Source organism: Variovorax sp. SPNA7, assembly GCF_033807855.1.
Classification (GTDB): Bacteria; Pseudomonadota; Gammaproteobacteria; order Burkholderiales; family Burkholderiaceae_C; genus Variovorax; species Variovorax beijingensis.
In genome coordinates, this window is record NZ_CP138513.1 from 4,433,071 (window position 1) to 4,454,450 (window position 21,380).

The following is a 21,380-nucleotide window of genomic DNA, read 5'->3' on the forward strand; positions in this document are numbered from 1 at the left end:
CCATGCAGCCGCTGCAACGACGCCGATTCCTCCAGGCGGCCGCCTGCGCCGCCGCAGCGCCGCACCTGGGCGCGGCGATGGCGGCACGCGACGAGGCCTACCCCGGCCGACCCCTGCGCCTGATCGTGGGCTTTCCGGCGGGCGGTTCGGCCGACCAGTCCGCGCGCCGCCTCGCCGATCAACTGGCCCGGCAACTGGGCCAGCCGGTGATCGTCGACAACCGGCCGGGGGCCTCCGGGAACATCGCAGCCGCGGTCGCGGCGCGCAGCGCACCCGATGGCTACACGCTCTTCTACGGCACCAACGCGACCCACGCGATGAACGTCAGCCTGTATCCGAAGCTGGAGTACGACCCGGTGAAGGACTTCGCGCCCGTCGCGCTCGAAGGCAAGGTCTACAACGTGCTGTGCGTCAACCCGGCCTTCGAAGCGCGCGATCTGAAGAGCTTTCTCGCCATGGCCAGGGCGGCCCCCGAGCGGATCGCCGTGGCGACGCCCGGCAACGCCACCAGCGGCCACCTGTCGCTGGTGCTGCTCAACCGCGCGGCCAAGGTGCAGCTCGCGCACATTCCGTACAAGGGCAGCGCTCCGGCGCTCACCGATGTGCTCGGCGGGCAGGTGCCGGCGATCTTCGATAACGTGGCGGGCAACCTTGCCTACATCCGCAGCGAGAAGATCCGCCCGCTGGCCGTCACCTCGCGCAGACGGCTGCCGCTCCTGCCGCAGGTGCCGACCTTCGAGGAACTGGGCCTGCCAGACTGCGAGCTCGCGGCCTGGGGCGGCCTGTGGGCCCCCAGCGGCACGCCGCCGCCGATCATCGACAGGCTCAACCAGGAAGTGAACCGGGCGCTGCAGACCGCGGCGGTGTCCGACCGCATGCGCGAACTGACGATCGAGCCCCAGGGCGGCACGCCCCAGGCTCTGGCCGACTTCGCGCGCAGTGAAACCGCCAAGTGGCGCGAAGTGATTCGCACCGCCGGCATCCGACTCGATTGAGAACCCATGGCACGCATTCCCTACTTCGATATGGCCGAGGCCCCCGCGGAACTCCGCGCGCAGCTGGACGGGCGCCCGCCGCTCAACATCTACCGCATGGTCGCCCACGGCGGCGCCACCGCGCAGGGCTTTCTCGCCCTGGGCTCCAGCATCCTGCGGCGCTCTTCGCTGCCGGTGACGCTGCGCGAACTGGTGATCCTGCGCGTGGGTGCGCTGTGCGGCTCCAGCTACGAGGTGACCCAGCACCAGCGCGTGGCTGCACAGGCGGGCGTACCGCCCGTCCAGGTCGAAGCCGTGCTCGAACACCCGCAAGGCAGCGTCGCGAGGGAGCCGTTCGACCGCATCGAATGCCGCGTGCTCGACTTCACCGATGCCGTGGTGCGCCAGGTCAAGGCACCGCACGAGATGTTCGATGCGCTGGCCGCCGAGCTGCCGCACCAGCAGCTCGTGGAGATCGTGATGACCATCGGCTACTACATGCTGGTGTGCCGCGTGCTCGAGAACTTCGAGGTCGACCTCGAAGGCGGCGACGTGCTGACAGGCCACGCCCCGTGGACCGAGATCCTCAGGCAGAACTGACCCGGGAGACACAGATGACCCTCAACCTCAACCGCCGGCAATTCACCGTCGCCACCGCCCTGCTTCCGCTCGCGCCGGTGCTGCGCGCCCAGGAGAACTACCCCACCAGGCCCATCACGCTGGTGGTTCCGTTCTCGGCGGGCAGCGTCGTCGACCTGCAGGCCCGCGTGATCGCGCGCGTGCTTGCCGCCCGCCTCGGCCAGCCCATCGTGGTCGACAACAAGGTCGGCGTGAGCGGCTCGATCGGCGCCGAGTTCGTCTCGCGCGCGGCGCCCGACGGCTACACGCTGCTGCTGGGCACGCAAGGCACCCAGGGCACCAACAGCGCGCTGTACAAGACGATCCGCTACGACCCGGTGAAGGACTTCGTGGCCGTTCACGGCCTGTCGGGCAACCCACACGTCCTGGTGGTCAATCCGAAGCTCGGCATCGGCTCGGTGGCCGAACTGGTCGAGCTCGCGAAGAAGAATCCGGGCAAGATGAACTTCGGCTCCGGCGGCAACGGCACCGGAGGGCACCTGTGCCTGGAGCTGCTGCAGACGCGCACCGGGGCGCGCTTCACCCACGTGCCGTACAAGGCGACTTCGGCCGCACTGGTCGACCTCGTCTCGGGCAACGTCGATGCGATGTTCGACTTCCTTCAGACGGCCGCGCCGCACATCCGCAGCGGAAAGCTGCGTGCGCTGGCGGTCACGCGCGGCCAGCGCATGCCGATGCTGCCGGAAGTTCCGACGATGGCCGAAGCCGGCTTTCCGGGCGTCGAATCGTTGAGCTGGGGCGGGTTCTTCGCGCCTGCGAAGACGCCGGAACACATCGTGAAGCGCTTGTCCTCGGAGACGTCGGAAACCCTCCGCTCGCAGGAAATCAAGGGCACGCTCGAATCGGCCGGAGGCTTCGTCATCGACATGCCGCATCCCGAGTTCCAGGCCTACGTGGCGCGTGAGGCGGTCAAGTGGACGGACGTCCTGCGCACGGCCGGGGTGACGCTGGAATGAGCGTCACGCACACACTCGCTGCACCCGCCGTGGCCGCCGTCACCGGCGCCGGCGGCGGCATCGGCCGCGCGCTAGCCCTGGCCTGCGCGGGCGAGGGCATGGCCGTGGCGCTCGCCGACGTGGAGGCGGAGGCGCTGGCCGCCACCGGGGCGCTCGTTCGATCGATGGGCGTGCCCACGCTGGTGCAACGATGCGACGTGAGCCGCGCAAGCGACGTCGAGGCCTTCGCGCAGGCCTGCGAGGACCGCTTCGGCGGTGTCGACTGGCTGTTCAACAACGCGGGCGTCGCCGTGCTCGGGCCGGCCTGGGCCGCGACCGAAGCGGACTGGCAATGGGTGCTGGGCGTCAACGTGCTGGGCGTCGCCAATGGCGTGCGCAGTTTCGTTCCGCGCATGCGCGCACGCGGCCGGCCCGCCCACGTGATCAACACCGCGTCCGCCGCCGGACTCGCGACGCTGGCGGGCTCCGCCGTGTACAGCGCAAGCAAGCACGCGGTGGTGGCCTTCTCGGAATGCCTCGCGCGCGACCTGGAGCAGGCCGGTTCGCCGATCGGCGTGACCGTGGTCTGCCCTTCGCTGCTGCCCACCGGCATCCATGCGTCGCAGCGCAACCGGCCTGGCACTCTCGCAGACACCGTCGCACCCGCGGCAGCTTATGACGAGCGGGTGCGCGCGGGCATGGCGGCATCCCCCATCGACGCGACGGACGTCGCCTCGGCGACGCTGGCGGCCATTCGCGCGGGGCGCTTCTATGTCATACCGCACAGCCACAAGGGCGCGTCGGTCCACAAGCGCATGCACGCGATCCTCGACGATTTCGGCAAGGAGCATCCCGAAGCGGGATGAGACGGCGCGCTTCATCCATCACCGCACCGGCCCTGCACCGCCAGGGCCGGGCACTCTCTCCAGGAGACTCCGAATGAACACCGAACCCGGCAACACGCTCGCGCAGATCGCGCAGCAATTGCAGGCCCTGCGGCGCCGCGTCGACGAACTCGAAAGCGTGGAAGCGATTCGCGTCCTGCGTGCGCGCTACCACATGCTGGTCAATGAAGACCAGGGCCCTCGCCTGCATGAACTGTTCGCGCAGGACGCCAGCGTCATCTACAACGGACGCCCCGAGGTCTTCGGGCGCGACGCCATCCGCACCTTCTTCGAGAACTTTCCCGTGCAGTACGCGCGGCAGTTCATTCATCAGCACGAGGTGAGCGTTGATGGCGACACGGGCACGGGCCAGTCCTACCTGGACGGCCGCCCCGTGCACGGCGGCAAGAGCTTCTACGTGGTGGGCCGGTTCGACGACACCTACGTGCGCGTCGACGGCCAGTGGCTCTTCAAGAAGGTGGTGCTGACCGTCCACTACATGGTCGAAGCGGCCGAGCACTGGGAGGCTCTGCTTCCGGTGAAGAAGCCTACGGAGGCGGCATGAGCCTGGCTTCGCTCTTCGACCTCACCGGGCGCAGCGTCCTGGTCACGGGCGCCGCCAGCGGTCTCGGCCTGGCATTCGCCGAGACGATGCTCGAGGCCGGCGCGCGCACGCTCATGACGGACGTGGATGCGCAGGCGCTCGATGCCCAGGTGAAGCGCCTGAAGTCGAGCTACCCGCTGGTGGAAGGCGCGACGCTGAACGTCGCCGATGCCGACGCCGTGGATGGGCTGGTGAACGACATGGCGTCACGCCATGGCGCCATCCACTGCGTGTTCGCGAACGCGGGCATTAGTGCCGGACGCGGCTTCGTCGTGGAGGCGGGCCAACTGGAGAACATCGACCTCGCGCAATGGGACAAGGTCCTGCGCATCAACCTCGACGGCGTGCTGCACACCGTGCGCGCGGCGGCGCGGCACATGAAGCCGCGCAGGGAGGGACGCATCGTCGTGACCACCTCGATCGCAGGCCTGCGCTCGGAATCGCTTTCGGGATACGCCTACGTCGCCTCCAAGGCGGCGGCGAACAACCTGGTCAGGCAGGCCGCCATCGAACTGGCACCGCACAACGTGCTGGTGAACGCCATTGCACCCGGCCCCTTCGCCACGAACATCAACGGCGGCCGCCTGCGTCTTCCCGAGTCGGCCGAGCGCATGCGGACCCACATTCCCCTCGGCCGCGTAGCCCAGGCCGACGAGATCAAGGGACTGGCCCTGCTGCTGGCCTCACCCGCTTCCAGCTACATGACCGGGACGGTCATCCCGGTCGATGGCGGTGCCTCGGCGCGATAGGAAGATCGGAACCGGCTACTTCAACGCAGCGCCGCCTCGCGCGAGATACTGCGCCGAGAGGCGCGCGAACTGGCCCCCGTCTGTGCTGATCGAGGTCTGGTGACCGCCGCCAGCGCTGAAGACGATCCCGATGGTGTGCATGTCGCCGTACTCCTGGGCGTGGGTCAGCATGTAGTCGACGTGGTTGTCGCGGTAGTGCTGGTCGGTGCCGCCAGGCGTATCGGAAGGCACGCCCATCGGCGTCTGCCACCACAGGATCGGCAGGCCGTTGCCCAGGGCTGCGCGGCAGTCCGAATACTGCTTCTGGTTGTCATGGAGGTTGGGGCTGGTTCGGTTGATAGGCCACGTCACACTTACGGCCATCGCCCCACGCTTGAACTCGAGACGGATCTCCTCGGGAGCGACAGCCGGCGCCGGTGCTGGGGCGGCGGCGATGAAGGCAGTGACAGCGCAACAAACTCCGGCGCTGATTCTTGCAGCGAAGTTCCGATGGTCTTGGAAGCGCCCGCGCCGGTGCGACCGCGCCGCCAGTCGTGAACGTAGGGCGGCTTATCGACCCTTTCTCAATCGGCCTTTGCTTCTGTCCATTGGGCTCCGTCGGTAACGCCTTCCCCAAAATTGACGCAGGTCCGGCGCGGATTCTTGTTGACCATGAGGCGCACGACGTCGCCGCGAGCGTAGTGGCCCGATGGGTCGTAAGCCGCCTTGGCCACGGCAATGTTGGCGAGATCGATGTCTGCGTAGAGCAGGCCCTCCTGGTCCTGAGGCATGTGTGCCACCAATGGCTGTCCATCCGGTCCGAAGATCATCGAGTAACCGCCACCTGGCTTGGCTCCGTCGGCATTGAGCAGCTCCGCTCGCTCAGGCGTATCGCACAACACGTCGAACATGTCTTGTCCGGTGACCGCACTCGCGTGTAGCACGTAGCAGCCCCCTTCCAGCGCGTAGATCTGACTGGCGGAGAGGTTGACCTCATGGCCAAGCGCAAAGGCCTTGCCGCGGTACAGCGTGAACGACGGCCAGGAAGCGACGTGCACTTGCTCGTGCATCGAGTACATCGCGTACTTGGAGAGCGGTTGGATGTGCTCCGCGCAACACAACGCACCCAGCCGGCCAACGCTGCTGTCGGCGACCTGGAAGTCCGATCCGTCACCCTCGCCGAACAACGTGCGCTCGACGTGCGTGGGTTTCAGCTTTCGGCGCTTGAACACCATCTCGCCCTTGTCACTGATGAGCGCTTGGCTGAGGTACAAGGATCCACCCTCGATCTCGGAAAAACCGATCACTACATTGATGTCCGACCTCTTGGCAGCCGCGGCGATTGCCGCGAGTTCCGGTCCGTCGGACCGGAGCGAATTTGCGTGGTATCTGGAGACGAACTGCATCCCCCATGCAGGCGTTCCGAGCCACAGCCACCACGGATAGCCCGGGATGAAAACTTCGGGAAAGGCCACGAGCTTGGCGCCGTTTGCGCCTGCTTCGGCAATGAGGTCGATGGCTTTTTCCGTTGACGCCCTCGCGTCGAGAAAGACCGGGGAAGCCTGGACGACGGCGACCTTGAATGCTGTTTCGGACATCTGGATTTCCTTGACCGGAAGTGAACTGAAGGGGATGAGGTCAGCGGCGAGGCATGTCGCGTCGCACGCCAAAAGGATCGATGACCCATCGCCGGGTGACGAGGCTCCAGGCGCCGCCGGGTGCGAACACCATGGTGACGATGGCCAGCGACCCGAGGCCAATGAAGTACCACGAGCCGTAGCTGGCGAAGGACTCACGCAAGAGGAAGTAAAGGATCGTTCCCAGGATCGGGCCTTCCAGTGTCCCGATACCGCCCAGGACTGCAATGAAGATGGCTGCAGCGGACCAATTCAACGAGAAGGTCGCATCCGGCGTCACCTGCAGCGTGTTCATGTAGGCCACTGCTCCCGCGAGCCCGGTGATGGAGCCGGCGATGACCCACAGCGCGAGCTTGGCCCGCTGGATCGAAACGCCGGATGCGGCCGCAGCGGCCTCCGAGTCCCTCACGCTCATCAGCGCCAGGCCCAGCTTGCCCCTGAGCATCAGGCGGGCGATGAAGAGCGCGCCGACGCCGGTGATGAGCGCGGACCAATAGACACCCGCGTTGCGCGTCCAACGATCGAAGCTCCCGAGCGCCTCGAGCGGCATACCGCCCCCTGCTCCCAGCCATTCGTTGTTGAGCGTCAGGATCCGCAGCATCTCCGCGAGCACCCATGTTCCCACCGCGAAATGCGCGCCGCTGAGCCGAAACATCGGCAGCGCGCTCAGCAATGCGAAGAGTGCGGTCGCCGCCGTCGCGAGCGGCAGCATGATCCAAGGGTTGATTCCCAACCTGTTGGACAGGGCGAAAAGGGCATAGGCCCCCACGCCGACAAACATCTGGTGCCCCACGACGACCAGCCCGCCGTAGCCTGCGAGCAGGTTCCAGGCCAGTGCCATCGCGAAGACGGTGAAGACTTCCACGAGGAGACGTTGGGTCGCGAAGCTGGTGAACCACGGTGCCAAGGCCAGGGCGCCCAGCACGGCGAGCAACACGACGCCAACTACCGCCCTGCCCGCTTTGCGCGGCCGGGTCCCATTCATCAGTGCGATCGAGTTCATCGCGAACCCTTTCCGAAAAGCCCTTGCGGACGGGCCAGCAACGCGATCAGGAAGACGAGGTGTCCGAAGAACGGGCCGAGGCCCGACGACACCTTGGCACCAAGGAGCTGCGCCACGCCGATGATCAAGCCACCGACGAACGTACCCCAGACATTGCCGAGGCCGCCGAGCACGACGGCCTCGAACGAGTACAGCAGGCGCTCGGGCCCCGCCGTGGGCGAAAACGGCGTTCTGATGCCGTACATCACCGACGCCAGCGCGATCACGGCGAGGACGAAGCCGGTGACCAGTGCGAAGAAGTTGCGGTCGTTGACGCCGACCAGCCGCGCGGTGCCGGGGTCGTCCGCGACGGCGCGCGCCTGCCGGCCCAGATGCGAGTGGCCGATCAACCAGCTGGTGCCCGCGAAGATGGCCACACTGATCAACGTCGAGACGAGCGGCAGCAGGCCTATGGACACCCCGCCCAGGTCGAATCCCTGCAGGGCGAACTCGCCGGCCTGGAGGCTGCGCGTATCGGCCGTATAGACCTCCTGCAGGAGGTTCTGCAGGACGATCGAGAGCCCGAAGGTCAGCAGCAGCGGCGAAAGCGCTCCCCTGCCCACCACGCGATTGAGCAGGACCCTCTGCAGCACATAGCCGATGACGAACATCATCGGGACCACGGCGAGCAACGAGATGAACGGACCTGTGCCCAGGAGCTGCATCACCGTGCTGCACAGGTAGGCGCCCAGGACGATCAGGTCGCCATGCGCGATGTTGATCATCTTCATCACGCCGAGGCTCAGGCTGAGGCCCAGCCCGAAGAGGGCATAGAGCGCGCCGAGCATCAGCCCGCCTGCGATGGTTTCGAGTAGTGCTTGCATGTCAGATTCCAAAGTAGGCCTGGGCAACTTGCGCGTGGTCCGCGTGTTCGGAGCTGCCTTCCAGCACCACGCGGCCTTTCTGGATGCAATAGAAGCGGTCGGACTCGGAAAGCGCGCGCTTCACGTTCTGTTCCACCAGCACGACCGCCAGCCCGTCCCTGCGTGCACGGCCCAGGAGTTCATAGACTTCGTTGACGGCGACCGGCGAGAGGCCCAGCGAGATCTCGTCGCACAGCAGGTAGTCGGGATTGCAGACCAGCGCGCGCGAAAGAGCCACGAGCTGCTGCTGGCCGCCCGACAACGCCGTCGCGGGACGGTGCTGGAATGCCTCCATCACCGGAAACTCCTTCATCAGGCGCTCGACGGTCCATGGCCCCTTGCGGCCGTTGCGCATCGCCAGCTGAAGGTTTTCGCGGACCGTCAGGCTGGGAAACAGCCGCCGGCCTTCGGGCACCAGTGCAATGCCGCGATCGAGCTGCTTGCGCTCCGGCTCCCCGCCCACGGGCCGGCCGTCGAGCAGGACCCCGTCCGGGCGAGTGCGCACCGAACCGACGATCGAACGAAGCAGCGTCGATTTGCCCGCCCCGTTCGATCCGATCAGGGCGACGGTTTCACCTGGCCTGACCTCGAACGTGAAGCCGAACAGCGCCTGGAACAGGCCGTAGTACGCATCGAGACGGTCAGTGCGCAGCATGGTCGACCTCCTCGCCGATGTCGGAGCCGAGGTACGTGTCCCGCACGGTCTGGTCGCCCATGACCGATCCGGGATCGCCGTCGCAGATGACGGCGCCGCTGGCAAGCACCACGAGACGGTCCGCCGCCGAGACCAGCGCGTGCACCAGGTGCTCGATCCAGAGAATGGTGACGCCGCTTTGATGGATCGTGACGATCAGCTGCAGCAATTGCTGCATCTCGCCGTCGGTCAGGCCTCCGGCCACCTCGTCGAGCAACAAGAGGCGCGGCTGCGTGGCAATCGCACGCGCAAGCTCGAGGCGCTTTCGCTGAAGCAGCGTGAGCGTGCCTGCCAGCTTGTCCGCGACCGGCGCGAGGCCGCAGCGTTCGATCGCATCCACCGCCAGGGCCTGTGCGGCACTCCCGTTCCCGCTGCTGCCGAAGCTCGCGGCGACCAGGGCGTTCTCGTAGGCGGTCATGCCTTCGAACGGCTGCGGAATCTGGAAGGTGCGCCCGATGCCCGCGCGGCAACGCTGCGCCGCATCCAGCGTGGTGACGTCCATGCCATCGAGAAAGACGCTGCCGCCGTCACAGCGCGTGCTGCCGGAAATGAGCCCGAACATCGTGCTCTTGCCGGCGCCGTTGGGGCCGATCACGCCGATGAATTCGCCCTCCTCGACGGAAAGCGAGAGCTTCGGGATGATGACCATGTCGCCGTAGCGCTTGGTTGCGTCACGCAGTTCGAGCAGCATGGCAGCTCCTCAGCCCAGCTTCAGGAGTTCGAACTTGCGCTGCACGGGAATCTCCGGCGCGGTCTTGTTGTTCGTGATGAAGAGCTCCGGCTTGCCTGCCGCGTTCACCCGCCACTGGCCGCCGACGACACGCATCTTGGAGACGTTCTTGATGCCGCTCGACGTGAAGTCGAGCCTGCCGATGATGGTGTCGTGTTTCATCACGCGCACGGCGTCGGCCACCTTGACCGGGTCCTTGGGGTTGCCGCTGGCCTTGAGCGCCTGGATGCCCGCTTCGAACAGCGCATGGACGACGCCCATCGGCTGGGTCCACTCGCGCTTCGTGGCGGCGGTGTAGGCATCGGCGAATTGCCTGGCCGTCTGGCCAGTGAGGCTCGACTTGAACGGATAGGCGGGCGTCCACCAGATCTCGGTGGACATGCCATCGGCGCGCGGCCCGAGCGCGGCGACCCCGCCCGGGAAGAGCAGAGCCTTGGCGACAGTCGCGACCTTCGGCTTGAAGTTCATCTGCGCGGACTGCTTGACGAACGAAGCCCACTCGGGCGGATTGAACAGGCCGGTGACGATCTCGACGTTGTCCTTCTTGAACGCCTGGATGTAGGAGGAGAAATCGTCGGCGCCCACCGGGAACCGGCCGATGTCCACGACCTTGTAGCCAGCCTTGGCGAAGGCGCCGGGCATGCCGAGCTTCAGGTCGCCCATGGCGTTGCCCGGCACGTCGTTGCTGAAGACCGATCCGACCGCCTTGTTCGACGGCACAGCGGACCAGATGTCGAGATACACGTCGGAGATGTCTTCAAGGCCCCAGAAGAAGTGGAACACGCTCTTGAAGCCCTTGGCCGGATCGCCCTTGAGCGGGAACATCCACGCTTGCCACGGGCCGACCGTCGAGATGCAGGGCACGCCATTCAGTTCGCATTGCTGCGATGCGTTGGGGCCGATCGCCACCTGCGCCAGCATCAGGTCGATGTTCTCCTTATTGATGAGCTCGGCCGCCAGGTTGGACTGCCGGTCGGGGCTGCTCTGGTCGTCGCGCGCCAGGATCTCGACCTTGTATTTCTTCCCCCCGACAACAAGGCCGTCCGCGAGCGACTTGCGCACCTGGTCGAGGATGAAGTCATCGGCCTCGGCGAAGGGAGAGAAAGGCCCCGTCTTGGGGCTGATGTAGCCGATCTTGATCGTGTCCTTGTCGGCTGCCCAGACCTTGCCGGCCTGGCCGAGGGCCGCCACCGCGCCGAGCGCTGCCGCGCCGCGAAGCAGCTGGCGACGGTTGCCCAGGAGACCGGTGTAGCCGGCGTTCTGCATGTAAGTAGATGTCTTCAAAGTGCGCTCCGTTGCGGTTACAGCCCTCTGCGAAGGCCTGCCCGAACTTTGCTTTTTTCCGGCGCGCGCGACTTTGCTGGCTCGGCCGCAAAAGTTGACTGGAACGGCCCTGCCCGCGGGCCGAAACAAGCGCGTCACCGAGGCGTGACCTAGGGTTTACTTGGCATCAACCTTGCGTGATTTCCATCAAACTCCGGACATCCGGACTCATGCACCGGGCCTGCGCTACCCGGGCACCCAGCAAGTGCAACGTCAGCCCCAAGGCGGGCCGCCATGTCGACTTCCATCGTCAACTCGACCTCGATCCTCGCTTCCACTGCCGGCCTCGATCAGCACGACAAATTTGGCTATTGGCAGGACGTCGTGTGCCGTGCGCTGGTCGATCTCGAGTGCAGGCCAGTGAGCGGCATGGCCTTCGAGGCCTCCGTCGAGGGATCGCGCCTCGAGGGGCTGAGCGTTGCCCGGATCGAAGCTTCGGCGCACCGCGTCGAGCGCCAGCCTTCGGCCATAGCGCGCACCAGCGAAGAATCGCTGATCTTCAATTTCGTCCTCTCGGGCGTGGCCATGGCGCAGCAGGATGGAAGAAGCGTGGTGCTGAGGGCGGGCGATGGCGCCATCTGCGACGCACAGCGCCCCTATTCGCTCAGATTCGACGACACGTTCAAGATCATCACGATCAAGCTGGCGCGTTCGGCCATCGCGCACCGGGCCGGGAGCATCCATCGCATCACGGCAAGAAGCCTCGGTGAATCGAGCCAGATGTGCCCGATCCTTTTCGGGTACCTGGTCAGTTTCAGCAAGCAGGCTTCGCTTCTGCCGCCGGCCGCGTCGGAAAAGGTGGCGAGGAACTTCACCGAGTTGCTGGCTGCCGCCCTGGACGAGGTCATCCTGGCCTCACCGCTGCCGCTTTCCGAATACCGGGCCACCGCATTGATGCGCGTGAGGGACTTCGTGGAGCGCCATCTCGACGTGTGCGAACTTGACACGTCCATGGTGAGCACCGCGTTGAATCTGTCGCCGCGCTATATCAACAAGTTGTTCGAAGCCGAGAACACATCGTTGACCCGGTACATCTGGCGCCGGCGCCTGGAGCGCGCGGCGGCCGATCTGCAGGATCCGGCGCGCGCCAGCCTCGGTATTTCGGCGATCGCGATGGCGCACGGCTTCAACGATCTGAGCCACTTCAGCCGGGCATTTCGGCAACGGTTCGACCTCTCGCCCCGCGCCTACCGCGCAAGCGGCGCCGCTTCAACCGCCTGAAGCGCCACCCGCCACCCGGCGAGCCGGCAGATCGCGCACCGTTGTGGCACCGAGCAGGGTCATGCTGCGCACCAGCTCGTCGGCCAGGATTTTCAGCACGGCTGCCGCGCCCTGCTGCCCGCCCACCGCCAGGCCGTAAAGCGTGGGCCGGCCCACGAACACAGCCGTTGCCCCCAAGGCCAGGGCCTTCGCGACATCGCCACCACGGCGGATTCCGCCGTCCATGAACACGGGAATGCGTCCGCCGACTGCACCCGCGACGCGCGGCAGCGCCGAGATCGCCGAGGGAGACGCATCGTTCTGGCGGCCGCCATGGTTCGACACGATCAGGCCGTCGATGCCGTGGTCGACCGCCATGCGTGCATCGTCCGGATGGAGCACGCCCTTGAGAAGGAGCGGTCCCTTCCACATTCCGCGAAGCCACGCCAGCGATTCCCAGACGAGCGACCGGTCCATGGCGCGGGCCAGCAAGGCCGCCTGCATGCTGGTCGAACCCGCGCCGCTCCCCGAGGGCGTCAGATTGGCAAAGTCCGGCGCGCCGCGCGGGGCCATCCGAAGCGACCACATGGGGTGACTCACCAGGTCCCAGGCCAGGCGGGGTGTCGGCCGAAACGGCATGCGGAACCCGTTGCGCAGGTCGAGTTCTCGGTTGCCGCTGACGGGAACGTCCACCGTCAGCACCAGCGCCTGGTAGCCGTCCTTCTGGGCACGCTCGACGATCTGGCTCGCCATCTCGCGGTGCATGACGTACAGCTGCATCCACTGCACGCCGCCTGGAGCGGCTGCGCGTACATCCTCCAGCCGCATGTTGGAAGCGGTCGACAGTGAAAAAGGAATGCCCGCATCGGCGGCCGCGGCCGCCAGCAGGCGGTCTCCCTCCGGCCGGACCAGGCCGTTGAGCCCGGTCGGCGCAATGCCGATGGGCAGCGCCCATTTCCGGCCGAAGACCTCGACGGAAGTGTCGACCTGCGTGGTGTCGCGCAGCACGCGCGGCGTGAGCTCGATGGACGACAGATCACCCGCGTTTCGCCGCATGCAATGGCCATCGTCGGCAGATCCTTCGATGTAGTCATGGACGAATCGCGGCAGCACCGCGCGGGCTCTGCGTCGATAGTCTTCGATGTTCAACAGCATGAGAATTTCCTGAGCGGCGGTGCGCGTGTCTCGTATCGATTGCGGCGTCAGGCGATGGCGCGCGCTTGCGCAAGGCGCACGAGAGCCAACAATGTCTCCGTGACAGGCAGCGTGATGTTCAGGGGACCGGCCAGCGCCACGACGGCGCCGTTGATGCTCTCCACCTCGGTACGGCGGCCGGCCAACACGTCCTGCAGCATGGAGGGCTTGTGTCCCTTGTGTTGGGCGATGGCGCTCGCCACATTGCCCCAGCATTTGGCGGGATCGACATCAATGCCCAGGCGCAGTGCGACGGACAGGACTTCGGTGACAACGTCGTTTGCGAGGCGGCTGCCGTCGGGTACTTTGCCGAGTTCGTCAACCGTGCAGCCGGATACGGCGCAGATGCTGTTCAGTGCGGCGTTGAACGCGACCTTCTCCCAGATCGCCGCCCACACGGTGCTGTCCGAGGTGCAATCGAGCCCGGCCTTCGTGAGCACTTCGGTCACTTCGGAAACGAAGGGGCGATCGATTCCGTCGGCCGCCATGAGCCGCACGACGCCCTTGCCGTGCGAGTGCACGTGGCCGGGGCCGACCATGTCCGCCGGCCATGTGGTGACGCCGATCAGGACGCGCTCCGGCGGCACGAACCCGGCGATCTTCTCGATATTGCCCAAGCCGTTCTGCAGCGACAGCACATGCACGCCTGGACCGATCAGATGCCGCACTCCGGACAGGGCCGCGCTGGTGTGCAGCGTCTTGGTGAATACCAGGAGCAGATCGGGGAAGCCGACGGCATCTTCCGGGCGCACGGCCTTCAGCGCCGTGACCTGCCGATCGCCGCCATCGGTCGCCAGGCGAAGCCCCTCGGTGCGGACCGCGCCGATGTGCGCGTCGTTCACGTCGATCAGCGTGACTTCGTTGCCCGACTCGGCGAGCAAGCCACCGAACAGCGACCCCATCGCCCCTGCGCCGACGATCGAGATCTTCATGATGACCTCTCCCGCGAAATACTTTGCGGCGGCAACACGCCTGGCAAGCTCTGGTCTCGACCACGCCGCAACAGCGCTTCGCGCCTGGGAATGTGCCGGCGAACGACGAGCAGCGCGACCATGGCGAAGAACATCGCCGTACCCAGCAACGCCAGATACGCCGTGGCCCCGCCCGCCGTGATCACGGCGGCCCCTGCGAAGGCGCTCAGGATGGCGCCGAAGCGCCCGAATGCCAGTGCGGACGCAGTCCCCGTCGCTCTCACGCTGGTCGGGTACATGAATGCGCACAGCGCGTACATGGTGGACTGCACGGCGTTCACGAACATGCCGTGCACGCCGAACCCGAAGATGAGCAGGCTGGTGTCTTTTCCGACGTTCAGGGTCTGCAGGGCGAACGCGCTTGCGGCGGCGCCTGCGCAGCACAGGACCAGCGGCCAGCGCGATCCGAAGCGAGAAATTGCCACCGCGCAGGCCAGCGCACCGATCACGCCCCCGAGGTTGTAGGCCGTCAGTCCCGAACCGGCGACGCTCATCGAAAGCCCCTGCGACGCGAGCATCGTCGGCAGCCAGCTGAAGGCGGTGTACACGGCCGTCAGGCACATGAAGAACGCAGCCCAGGTCGCGAGCGTGTCGCGGGCCAGGCCGTTCGAAAAGAGTGCGCCGAAGCCGGCGCGCTTCTCGACGACTTGTTCAGCGGCGTCAGTGTAGGTCACGTCCTGAGCCATGGGGCGCCCCATGCGTCCAAGCAGTCTGCCCAGTTCGCCCCAGCGGGCCGGATGGCGGGCGAGGAACCGCGGCGACTCCGGCAACGTGAAGAACAGGAGCACCGCCAGCACCATCGGGAAGGTACCGCCGATGAAGAACAGTGCGCGCCATCCGAAGGCCGGCAGCACTTGTGCGGCGAAGAGGCCCGCCAGCATGCCGCCGAGAGGCACGCAGACGATCGTTGCCGTGACGGCGAGCGTTCTTCGGCGGGCCGGCGTGAACTCGGCGGTGACCGTGGTCGAGCTCGGCAGCGCGCCGCCGATGCCAAGGCCGGCAATGAATCGAAGCACCGCCACGGTCAGCACGTCGGGCGCAAGGCCGATCGCGCATGTGGCCGCGCCGAACAGGAAGACGCTTGCGATGACGGCCATCCGGCGGCCGAAGCGATCGGCGAACAGCCCCGCGCACGCACTTCCGATGCCCATGCCGATCAGGCCCGCCGCCACCGCCGGGACGAAGGTTTCACGCGTGATGCCCCACTCCTTGATCATCGACGGAATCGCGAACCCGATGAGCTGGCCATCGAATCCGTCCATCACGATCGAGAGCGCGGCCAGGAAAACGACGACCTTCTGCATGGTCGTGTAGCGGCCGTCGTCCAACAGCCGGCCGATGTCCGCATGGCCCTTGAACGTTGCAGTGGTGGCGTTCATGGGTGCCCCCGCGAGCCGGCGTCGATCGCCGAAGAGAAGTGATGGGTCATGTCTTGTCTCCACGTCGGGCGTCCGGCTTTGCCTGGCGCTCAGGGATGGGTCGACTTTTTGCTTCCGCCTCTTGGCGAGCGGTCGTGCACGAGTCAATAGGCGAGTTCGTCGAACGGCAGCCCGACGTAGTTCTCCGCCAAGGCGGTCGAAGCGGCGCGCGAACCGGTGACGTAGTCGAGTTCCGCGATCTGCACCTTGTGCTGGAATTCGTCGGCACCCGGGAAGCGATGCAGCATCGAGGTCATCCACCAGGAGAAGCGCTGCGCCTTCCAGATGCGTCGCAGCGCGGTGTCGCTGTAGCGTTCGAGGAGGTCTTCGCGGTCCGACTTGTAGAACTCCGCAAACGCGCGAGCGAGGACCCGCACGTCGGCGACCGCCAGGTTCAGACCTTTCGCCCCGGTCGGGGGCACCACATGCGCCGCGTCCCCCGCCAGGAAAAGACGGCCGTACTGCATCGGCTCGGTCACGAAGCTGCGCATCCCGACAACGGTCTTGCTGAAGATCTCGCCTTCGATGGGAGCCCAGCCGTCGCGGGTGGCCAGGCGAGCGCGGAGCTCGCTCCAGATGCGGTCGTCCGACCAGTTCTCGATCCTGTCCGTCGGCTCGCATTGAAGGTACATGCGCTGCACCTCGGGCGAACGGGTGCTGACGAGCGCGAAGCCGCGCTCGCTCAATGCATAGATCAGCTCGTCGGAAGACGGAGGCGCCTTGCAGAGGATGCCGAGCCAGCCGAACGGATAGAGCCGCTCGAAGCCCTTCAACACGCCTTTCGGAATCGAGGGCCGGCTGACGCCTTGCGTGCCGTCGCAACCGGCGATGAAATCGGCCTCGATGGTTTGCAGCTCGCCGCCGGGCTGCCGAAAGCGAACGCTCGGCGAGGTGGAGTCCAGCCCCTGCAGGCTCACGTCCGCCACTTCGAACCGGATGTCGCCGCCCGATGCCAGGCGCACCGCCACCAGGTCCTTGATGACCTCGTGCTGCGCATAGACCATCACGGCCTTGCCGCCGGTCAGCTCGGGAAAATCGATGCGGCGGTCGATGCCGTCGAAACGCAGGATCGTTCCTTCATGCCGGAAGCCCTCGCGTTCCATGCGGGCACCCGCGCCGATCTCCTTCATGAGATCGACGGTCCCTTGTTCCAGCACGCCGGCGCGGATCGTGGCCTCGATCGCCTCGCGGCTGCGCGTCTCTAGGACGATCGACTCGATGCCCTGGAGGTGGAGGATGTGGGAGAGCATCAGTCCTGCAGGACCTGCTCCGATGATCGCGACTTGCGTTTTCATGAGGTGGTTTTCAGTCGAGGCGGATCTGGTTCTTGCGGATCAGCGCGCCCCATCGCTCGCGTTCCGCATGCACATAGGTCGTCATCTGTTGCGGCGTACCGGGCAGTGCTTCGAGCGACAGGGTTTCCAGCCGCGCCTTCACCAGCGTGGAGGCAAGCGCAGCCTGCAGCGTCTTGTTCAGGGTGGCGATGGTTTCGGGCGGCGTTCCCTTGGGAACGACCAGCCCCTGCCAGGCGGATGCATCGAAACCGGTCAGCCCCTGCTCGGAGAGCGTGGGAACGTCAGGGAAGTTCTTCAGGCGTTCCTTGCTGGCCACGCCGAGCGCCTTGAGCTTGCCCGAGACCACGTACTGCTGGACCGTGGCGCTGTCCATGAGCGCGAACGGGACCTGGCCTCCCACAAGATCGATGACCGCCGGCGCGCCGCCGCGATAGGCCACATGCTGCAGCGCGAGACCGGTGCGTTCCCTGAACAGCTCCGCGGCCAGGTGCTGGGGACTGCCGGCCCCCGCCGATGCGAAATTCGCACCGTTGGGGTTGGCCTTGACCCATGCGACGAACTCTTTCAGGTTGTTGGCGGGGTTGCTCGGATGAACGACCAGCAAAAGCGGAAATCGTGCAAGCATGCCCACCGGCATGAAGTCCTTCTCCGCGTCGTAGGGCAGCTTGGCGAACAGCGCCGGATTGGCCGCCAGCGTGGCGAAATCGGCGGTAAACATGATGTTCCCGTAGTCCTTGGATTTCGCCACGTAGTCGGCGGCAATGTTCGTTGCAGCGCCGGGCTTGTTGTTCACGATGATCGTGCGCTTCAACGACTTGCCCATCTCCTCGGCAATCGTTCGTGCCACGGTGTCGGAGCCGCCGCCAGCTGCATAGCCGACAACCCATTCGATCGGCTTTTGATCCTGTGCGAGCGCCACGAGAGGCGTGGCGCCCATGGCGATCAGGGCGCAGGCTAGAACCCGGCGGCTCATCGAAGCAAACTTCATTTCTCTTGTCTCCGGTTTTAAGAATCGGGGTGCAGCAGCTTCGCTGCGGCATGTGTCGGCTCGTCCACCTCGGCGTCTTGCCGACACTGGCATGGCGCCCAGCGAGGACGCCGGTGCGTCTGCTAGAAGGGGTATTGGCGCGGCGTGGTCTGCACCGTCAGCCAGCGCAGTTCGGTAAAAGCTTCCACGCCGGCTTTTCCGCCGAAACGGCCGATACCGCTGCCCTTGACGCCGCCGAACGGCATCTGTGCTTCGTCGTGGACGGTGGGACCGTTCACATGGCAGATGCCCGACTCGATGCGCCCCGCCACCTGAATGGCTCGCGCCACATCCCGGCCGAACACCGCGGCCGCAAGGCCGTACTCGTTGTCGTTGGCGCAGGCAACGGCCGCTTCCACACCGCTGACCCGAACGATGCCTTTCACAGGGCCGAAAGCCTCCTCCCGGAAGATGCGCATTTCCGAGGTGACGTGATCGAGCAGCGTCGCGGGCATCAGGGTGTCTTTCGCCTTGCCGCCGATGACGAGCTTGGCGCCCTTGGAGAGCGCATCGTCGATCAGTTCGTTGCAGCGGTTGACCGTGCTCATGTCAACCACCGAACCGAGCACCACAGGTCCCTGTCGCGGGTCGCCCAGCGGAAGGCTCGCGGCCCGTGCGCTGAGCTTGGCAACGAATTCATCGGCGATGCTCTCGTCCACGACGACGCGTTCGGTCGACATGCAGATCTGTCCGGAGTTGGCAAATGCACCGAACACCGCTGCGTTGACGGCAGCATCAACGTCGGCGTCGTCCAGGATGACCAAAGGCGCCTTGCCGCCGAGTTCGAGCACGACGGGCTTGAGGTACTTGGCGCAGGTGGCCGCGATGAGCTTGCCGACGTGGGTGGAGCCCGTGAAGTTGACGCGTCGAACCGCGGGGTGCGCCACCATCGCTTCGACGATGGCAGCAGCGTCCGCCGGCGCGTTGGTCACGAAGTTCACCACGCCCTTGGGGAGCCCGGCCTCTTGCAGCGCCTCGATGATCAGCCCATGCGTGGCGGGACAGATTTCGCTGCCCTTGAGAACGACCGTGTTGCCGCAAGCCAGCGGCGTCGCGATGGCGCGCACAGCCAGGATCACGGGCGCGTTCCAGGGAGCGATGCCAAGAACGACGCCCGCCGGCTGCCGCACGGCCATCGCCAGATTGCCCGGTACATCCGAGGGGATGACCTCGCCGCTGATCTGGGTGGTGAGCGAGGCGGCCTCCAGCAGCATGCCTGCCGCCAGGTGAACATTGAAGCCGGCCCAGATGGCCGATGCGCCGGTCTCGGCGGCCACGGCCGCGGCGAAGGCCTCCGCCTTGGCTTCCAGCGCATGTGAAGCCTTCATGAGCAGCGCCCGGCGTTCGCCGGGGCCGGTGGTGGACCAGGTCTTGAAGGCCTCCGCCGCAGCATCCACCGCGGCAACGGCGTCTTGCGTCGTGGCCGCGGGTGCGGTCGTCGCCACGCTGCCGTCCAGAGGGTTGCGCCGCTCAAAGGTTGCGCCGTTGCGAGCGTCCGTGCGCTCGCCATTGATCAACATCGAAATCTTCATCGGCTTGTCTCCGTAGGTTGATTTGAAAGAATGCGTCGCGCGCTGGAACGGCAATGACTGGCGGGGTCAGGCGACCCGGACCTCCACGACGCCGGGCGCGCCACTGGACAGGGCCTCGTCGAGCGCCTTGCGCAGGTCGGCCGGGTCGGTCACACGCACTGCGGCGCATCCCATCCCCTTGGCCAGCGACTGGAAGTCGAGGTCGGGCAGTTCGGTGCCCTGCACGACATCGGTGGGCGAGAAGCCGAACACCGGCGCGAAATCCTGGAGTGCGGCGTACCGGCGGTTGTTCAGAATCACGAAGGTGATCGGCAGCTTGTTCTGTGCCGCGCTCCACAGCGCCTGGATGGAGTACATGCTCGAACCGTCGCCGATCAGGCAGATGACCCGGCTGCCGGGCTTGCCCAAGGCAACGCCCACGGACGCGGGCATGCCGTAGCCGAGGCCGCCACTGTCCATCGTGTAGAAGGTCTCGCTGCGGGTGAACGGCAAGTGGGCCTGCATCACGGGCCTTGCACTTGGCGCTTCTTCGACCACGATGTGGTCCGGCTTCCTTGCTTCGGCGAGCGTCTGCAGCACGTAGGCGACCGACATCAACGGCGTCGGCTCCGCGCGGGGCGCGGCCTTTCTCGCGGGGGGGAGCGGGCGGGTCTTCCTCGGCGGCAGCGCGAGCAGATCGAGCAATCCCAACCGGATGCTGCCGACTGCCGAGATGCCGACAGGCGCCCAGGCCGCCGTATCGGGATCCTCGGTCAACTGGCACAGGACGGCACCGGCAGGCACATGAGGGCCCGCGCCTTCGACGTGGTATGCGAAGGCCGGTGCGCCGATGGCGAGGATGAGATCGTGGCCCTCCAGCAGTTCGACGATGCGCTCGCGCATGGCCGGGAGGAAGCCGGCGAACAGGCGATGGTCTTCCGGAAAGCTGCAACGTCCGGACATCGGAGCGACCCACACGCGGGCGTTGTGGGCCTCCGCCAATGCAACGACTTCGTTCCACGCGTCGTCTCGGTCGGTTGCGGCGCCCACCACGAACGCCGGGCGCTCGCTTGCTTCCAGCGAGGCCGAGATCCGGGCGATGAGCTCCGGCTCCGGGCGGGTTCGAGTGCTCACGGTCCGTGTCGGAACCAACTCGGTGTATTGGTCCCAGTCGTCCACAGGCACCGACACCAGCACCGGACCGCAAGGCGGCATCATGGCCAGGTAGTAGGCCCGGGCAATCGCCAGCGGCACGTCTTGGGCGCGTGCAGGCTCGATGCTCCATTTGACGTAGGGCTTCGGCAGTTCGGTGGCCTGGGCCGACGACAGGAACGGGTCGAAGGGAAGGATCGAACGCGCCTGCTGCCCGGCGGTGATCACCATGGGCGTGCGGTTCTTGAAGGCGGTGAAGATGTTGCCCATGGCGTTGCCCACGCCGGCAGCCGAATGGAGGTTCACGAACGAAGCGTTCCGGGTCGCTTGCGCATAGCCGTCCGCCATGCCGACCACGCAGGCCTCCTGCAGGCCGAGGACGTAGCGGAAATCTCTCGGGAAGTCGCGGAACATGGGCAGTTCGGTCGACCCCGGATTCGCGAACACGGAGGTCATTCCGAAGCGACGCATCAGGTCGAACACGGCCTCGCGAACGGTGGTGGTGCTGGCGGGTTGCGCGGGCGTCGCGGCAGCGGCGTGCGGTACGGGTCCGGTCATT

General features: G+C 66.4%; 21 protein-coding genes. 7 read left to right on the plus strand and 14 right to left on the minus strand.

The annotated features are described in order from the left end of the window. Positions 1–2 precede the first annotated feature (2 nt). The 6 genes from RZE77_RS20605 to RZE77_RS20630 all read left to right on the plus strand — a co-directional run bounded on the left by RZE77_RS20605 (position 3) and on the right by RZE77_RS20630 (position 4,785). On the plus strand, positions 3–995 hold the full coding sequence (locus RZE77_RS20605; protein WP_319439041.1) for a Bug family tripartite tricarboxylate transporter substrate binding protein: 993 nt from the start codon (positions 3–5) through the stop codon (positions 993–995). Positions 996–1,001: 6 nt separating this feature from the next. Further along, positions 1,002–1,574: a carboxymuconolactone decarboxylase family protein gene (locus RZE77_RS20610; protein ID WP_319439042.1), complete on the plus strand. Its 573-nt coding sequence runs from the start codon at positions 1,002–1,004 to the stop codon at positions 1,572–1,574. 14 nt (positions 1,575–1,588) lie between these two features. Then, positions 1,589–2,569 (plus strand): Bug family tripartite tricarboxylate transporter substrate binding protein, encoded by a 981-nt coding sequence (locus tag RZE77_RS20615; protein ID WP_319439043.1) that lies wholly within the window; start codon positions 1,589–1,591, stop codon positions 2,567–2,569. Then, the gene (locus tag RZE77_RS20620) at positions 2,566–3,414 is read left to right on the plus strand and encodes an SDR family NAD(P)-dependent oxidoreductase (protein ID WP_319439044.1); all 849 of its coding nucleotides are present in this window, start codon (positions 2,566–2,568) and stop codon (positions 3,412–3,414) included. Before RZE77_RS20615 ends, RZE77_RS20620 begins: the two co-directional genes overlap by 4 nt. Positions 3,415–3,487: 73 nt before the next feature. Further along, positions 3,488–3,997 carry a nuclear transport factor 2 family protein gene (locus RZE77_RS20625; RefSeq protein ID WP_319439045.1) on the plus strand — a complete coding sequence of 170 codons (510 nt, stop codon included), beginning with the start codon at positions 3,488–3,490 and terminating at the stop codon, positions 3,995–3,997. Further along, positions 3,994–4,785, plus strand: coding sequence for an SDR family NAD(P)-dependent oxidoreductase (locus RZE77_RS20630; RefSeq protein ID WP_319439046.1), 792 nt, complete (start codon positions 3,994–3,996; stop codon positions 4,783–4,785). Before RZE77_RS20625 ends, RZE77_RS20630 begins: the two co-directional genes overlap by 4 nt. 15 nt (positions 4,786–4,800) lie before the next feature. Here RZE77_RS20630 and RZE77_RS20635 read toward each other — a convergent pair whose 3' ends face one another. From RZE77_RS20635 to RZE77_RS20665, 7 genes are all read right to left on the minus strand, one after another. After that, entirely contained in the window at positions 4,801–5,136 is a 336-nt protein-coding gene (locus RZE77_RS20635; protein WP_319439047.1) for a hypothetical protein, read from the minus strand. A 212-nt stretch (positions 5,137–5,348) separates the two neighbouring features. Further along, positions 5,349–6,362: a nitrilase gene (locus tag RZE77_RS20640; protein WP_319439048.1), complete on the minus strand. Its 1,014-nt coding sequence runs from the start codon at positions 6,360–6,362 to the stop codon at positions 5,349–5,351. A 40-nt stretch (positions 6,363–6,402) separates the two neighbouring features. Then, a complete protein-coding gene (locus RZE77_RS20645; RefSeq protein ID WP_319439049.1) occupies positions 6,403–7,404 on the minus strand; it encodes a branched-chain amino acid ABC transporter permease in 1,002 nt (333 codons plus the stop codon). Next, entirely contained in the window at positions 7,401–8,267 is an 867-nt protein-coding gene (locus tag RZE77_RS20650) for a branched-chain amino acid ABC transporter permease (RefSeq protein ID WP_319439050.1), read from the minus strand. Before RZE77_RS20650 ends, RZE77_RS20645 begins: the two co-directional genes overlap by 4 nt. Before the next feature lies 1 nt (position 8,268). Beyond that, positions 8,269–8,961: an ABC transporter ATP-binding protein gene (locus tag RZE77_RS20655; protein WP_319439051.1), complete on the minus strand. Its 693-nt coding sequence runs from the start codon at positions 8,959–8,961 to the stop codon at positions 8,269–8,271. Further along, positions 8,948–9,691, minus strand: coding sequence for an ABC transporter ATP-binding protein (locus RZE77_RS20660; protein ID WP_319439052.1), 744 nt, complete (start codon positions 9,689–9,691; stop codon positions 8,948–8,950). The genes RZE77_RS20655 and RZE77_RS20660 overlap by 14 nt, the downstream gene beginning before the upstream one ends. 9 nt (positions 9,692–9,700) lie before the next feature. After that, positions 9,701–11,014 (minus strand): ABC transporter substrate-binding protein, encoded by a 1,314-nt coding sequence (locus RZE77_RS20665; RefSeq protein WP_319439053.1) that lies wholly within the window; start codon positions 11,012–11,014, stop codon positions 9,701–9,703. A gap of 273 nt (positions 11,015–11,287) precedes the next feature. On the opposite strand from RZE77_RS20665, the gene RZE77_RS20670 reads away from it, so the two are divergent. Next, positions 11,288–12,274 (plus strand): AraC-like ligand-binding domain-containing protein, encoded by a 987-nt coding sequence (locus tag RZE77_RS20670; RefSeq protein WP_319439054.1) that lies wholly within the window; start codon positions 11,288–11,290, stop codon positions 12,272–12,274. On the opposite strand, the gene RZE77_RS20675 is transcribed toward RZE77_RS20670, so the two are convergent. The 7 genes from RZE77_RS20675 to mdlC form a co-directional block, all read right to left on the minus strand. Continuing rightward, on the minus strand, positions 12,263–13,408 hold the full coding sequence (locus RZE77_RS20675) for an alpha-hydroxy acid oxidase (protein ID WP_319439055.1): 1,146 nt from the start codon (positions 13,406–13,408) through the stop codon (positions 12,263–12,265). The genes RZE77_RS20670 and RZE77_RS20675 overlap by 12 nt on opposite strands. A gap of 47 nt (positions 13,409–13,455) precedes the next feature. After that, complete coding sequence (locus RZE77_RS20680) at positions 13,456–14,379, minus strand: ketopantoate reductase family protein (RefSeq protein WP_319439056.1); 924 nt, start codon at positions 14,377–14,379, stop codon at positions 13,456–13,458. Then, positions 14,376–15,797: an MFS transporter gene (locus RZE77_RS20685; RefSeq protein ID WP_319439057.1), complete on the minus strand. Its 1,422-nt coding sequence runs from the start codon at positions 15,795–15,797 to the stop codon at positions 14,376–14,378. The genes RZE77_RS20680 and RZE77_RS20685 overlap by 4 nt, the downstream gene beginning before the upstream one ends. 143 nt (positions 15,798–15,940) lie before the next feature. Further along, the gene (gene pobA, locus RZE77_RS20690) at positions 15,941–17,131 is read right to left on the minus strand and encodes a 4-hydroxybenzoate 3-monooxygenase (protein ID WP_319439058.1); all 1,191 of its coding nucleotides are present in this window, start codon (positions 17,129–17,131) and stop codon (positions 15,941–15,943) included. A 10-nt stretch (positions 17,132–17,141) separates the two neighbouring features. Next, a complete protein-coding gene (locus tag RZE77_RS20695; protein ID WP_319439059.1) occupies positions 17,142–18,119 on the minus strand; it encodes a Bug family tripartite tricarboxylate transporter substrate binding protein in 978 nt (325 codons plus the stop codon). Positions 18,120–18,241: 122 nt separating this feature from the next. Next, positions 18,242–19,690 carry an aldehyde dehydrogenase gene (locus RZE77_RS20700; protein WP_319439060.1) on the minus strand — a complete coding sequence of 483 codons (1,449 nt, stop codon included), beginning with the start codon at positions 19,688–19,690 and terminating at the stop codon, positions 18,242–18,244. 66 nt (positions 19,691–19,756) lie between these two features. Then, on the minus strand, positions 19,757–21,379 hold the full coding sequence (gene mdlC, locus RZE77_RS20705; RefSeq protein ID WP_319439061.1) for a benzoylformate decarboxylase: 1,623 nt from the start codon (positions 21,377–21,379) through the stop codon (positions 19,757–19,759). Position 21,380 lies beyond the last annotated feature (1 nt).

Excerpts from the sequence above, each read along its gene's own strand:
- RZE77_RS20620 (WP_319439044.1), top strand. The coding sequence starts at position 2,566 with ATGAGCGTCACGCACACACTCGCTGCACCCGCCGTGGCCGCCGTCACC.
- RZE77_RS20645 (WP_319439049.1), bottom strand. The coding sequence starts at position 7,404 with ATGAACTCGATCGCACTGATGAATGGGACCCGGCCGCGCAAAGCGGGC.
- RZE77_RS20700 (WP_319439060.1), bottom strand. The coding sequence starts at position 19,690 with ATGAAGATTTCGATGTTGATCAATGGCGAGCGCACGGACGCTCGCAAC.
- RZE77_RS20670 (WP_319439054.1), top strand. The coding sequence starts at position 11,288 with ATGTCGACTTCCATCGTCAACTCGACCTCGATCCTCGCTTCCACTGCC.
- RZE77_RS20685 (WP_319439057.1), bottom strand. The coding sequence starts at position 15,797 with ATGAACGCCACCACTGCAACGTTCAAGGGCCATGCGGACATCGGCCGG.
- RZE77_RS20615 (WP_319439043.1), top strand. The coding sequence starts at position 1,589 with ATGACCCTCAACCTCAACCGCCGGCAATTCACCGTCGCCACCGCCCTG.
- RZE77_RS20655 (WP_319439051.1), bottom strand. The coding sequence starts at position 8,961 with ATGCTGCGCACTGACCGTCTCGATGCGTACTACGGCCTGTTCCAGGCG.
- RZE77_RS20650 (WP_319439050.1), bottom strand. The coding sequence starts at position 8,267 with ATGCAAGCACTACTCGAAACCATCGCAGGCGGGCTGATGCTCGGCGCG.
- RZE77_RS20610 (WP_319439042.1), top strand. The coding sequence starts at position 1,002 with ATGGCACGCATTCCCTACTTCGATATGGCCGAGGCCCCCGCGGAACTC.
- RZE77_RS20680 (WP_319439056.1), bottom strand. The coding sequence starts at position 14,379 with ATGAAGATCTCGATCGTCGGCGCAGGGGCGATGGGGTCGCTGTTCGGT.
- RZE77_RS20675 (WP_319439055.1), bottom strand. The coding sequence starts at position 13,408 with ATGCTGTTGAACATCGAAGACTATCGACGCAGAGCCCGCGCGGTGCTG.
- RZE77_RS20625 (WP_319439045.1), top strand. The coding sequence starts at position 3,488 with ATGAACACCGAACCCGGCAACACGCTCGCGCAGATCGCGCAGCAATTG.
- mdlC (WP_319439061.1), bottom strand. The coding sequence starts at position 21,379 with ATGACCGGACCCGTACCGCACGCCGCTGCCGCGACGCCCGCGCAACCC.
- RZE77_RS20695 (WP_319439059.1), bottom strand. The coding sequence starts at position 18,119 with ATGAAGTTTGCTTCGATGAGCCGCCGGGTTCTAGCCTGCGCCCTGATC.
- RZE77_RS20640 (WP_319439048.1), bottom strand. The coding sequence starts at position 6,362 with ATGTCCGAAACAGCATTCAAGGTCGCCGTCGTCCAGGCTTCCCCGGTC.
- RZE77_RS20605 (WP_319439041.1), top strand. The coding sequence starts at position 3 with ATGCAGCCGCTGCAACGACGCCGATTCCTCCAGGCGGCCGCCTGCGCC.
- pobA (WP_319439058.1), bottom strand. The coding sequence starts at position 17,131 with ATGAAAACGCAAGTCGCGATCATCGGAGCAGGTCCTGCAGGACTGATG.
- RZE77_RS20630 (WP_319439046.1), top strand. The coding sequence starts at position 3,994 with ATGAGCCTGGCTTCGCTCTTCGACCTCACCGGGCGCAGCGTCCTGGTC.
- RZE77_RS20660 (WP_319439052.1), bottom strand. The coding sequence starts at position 9,691 with ATGCTGCTCGAACTGCGTGACGCAACCAAGCGCTACGGCGACATGGTC.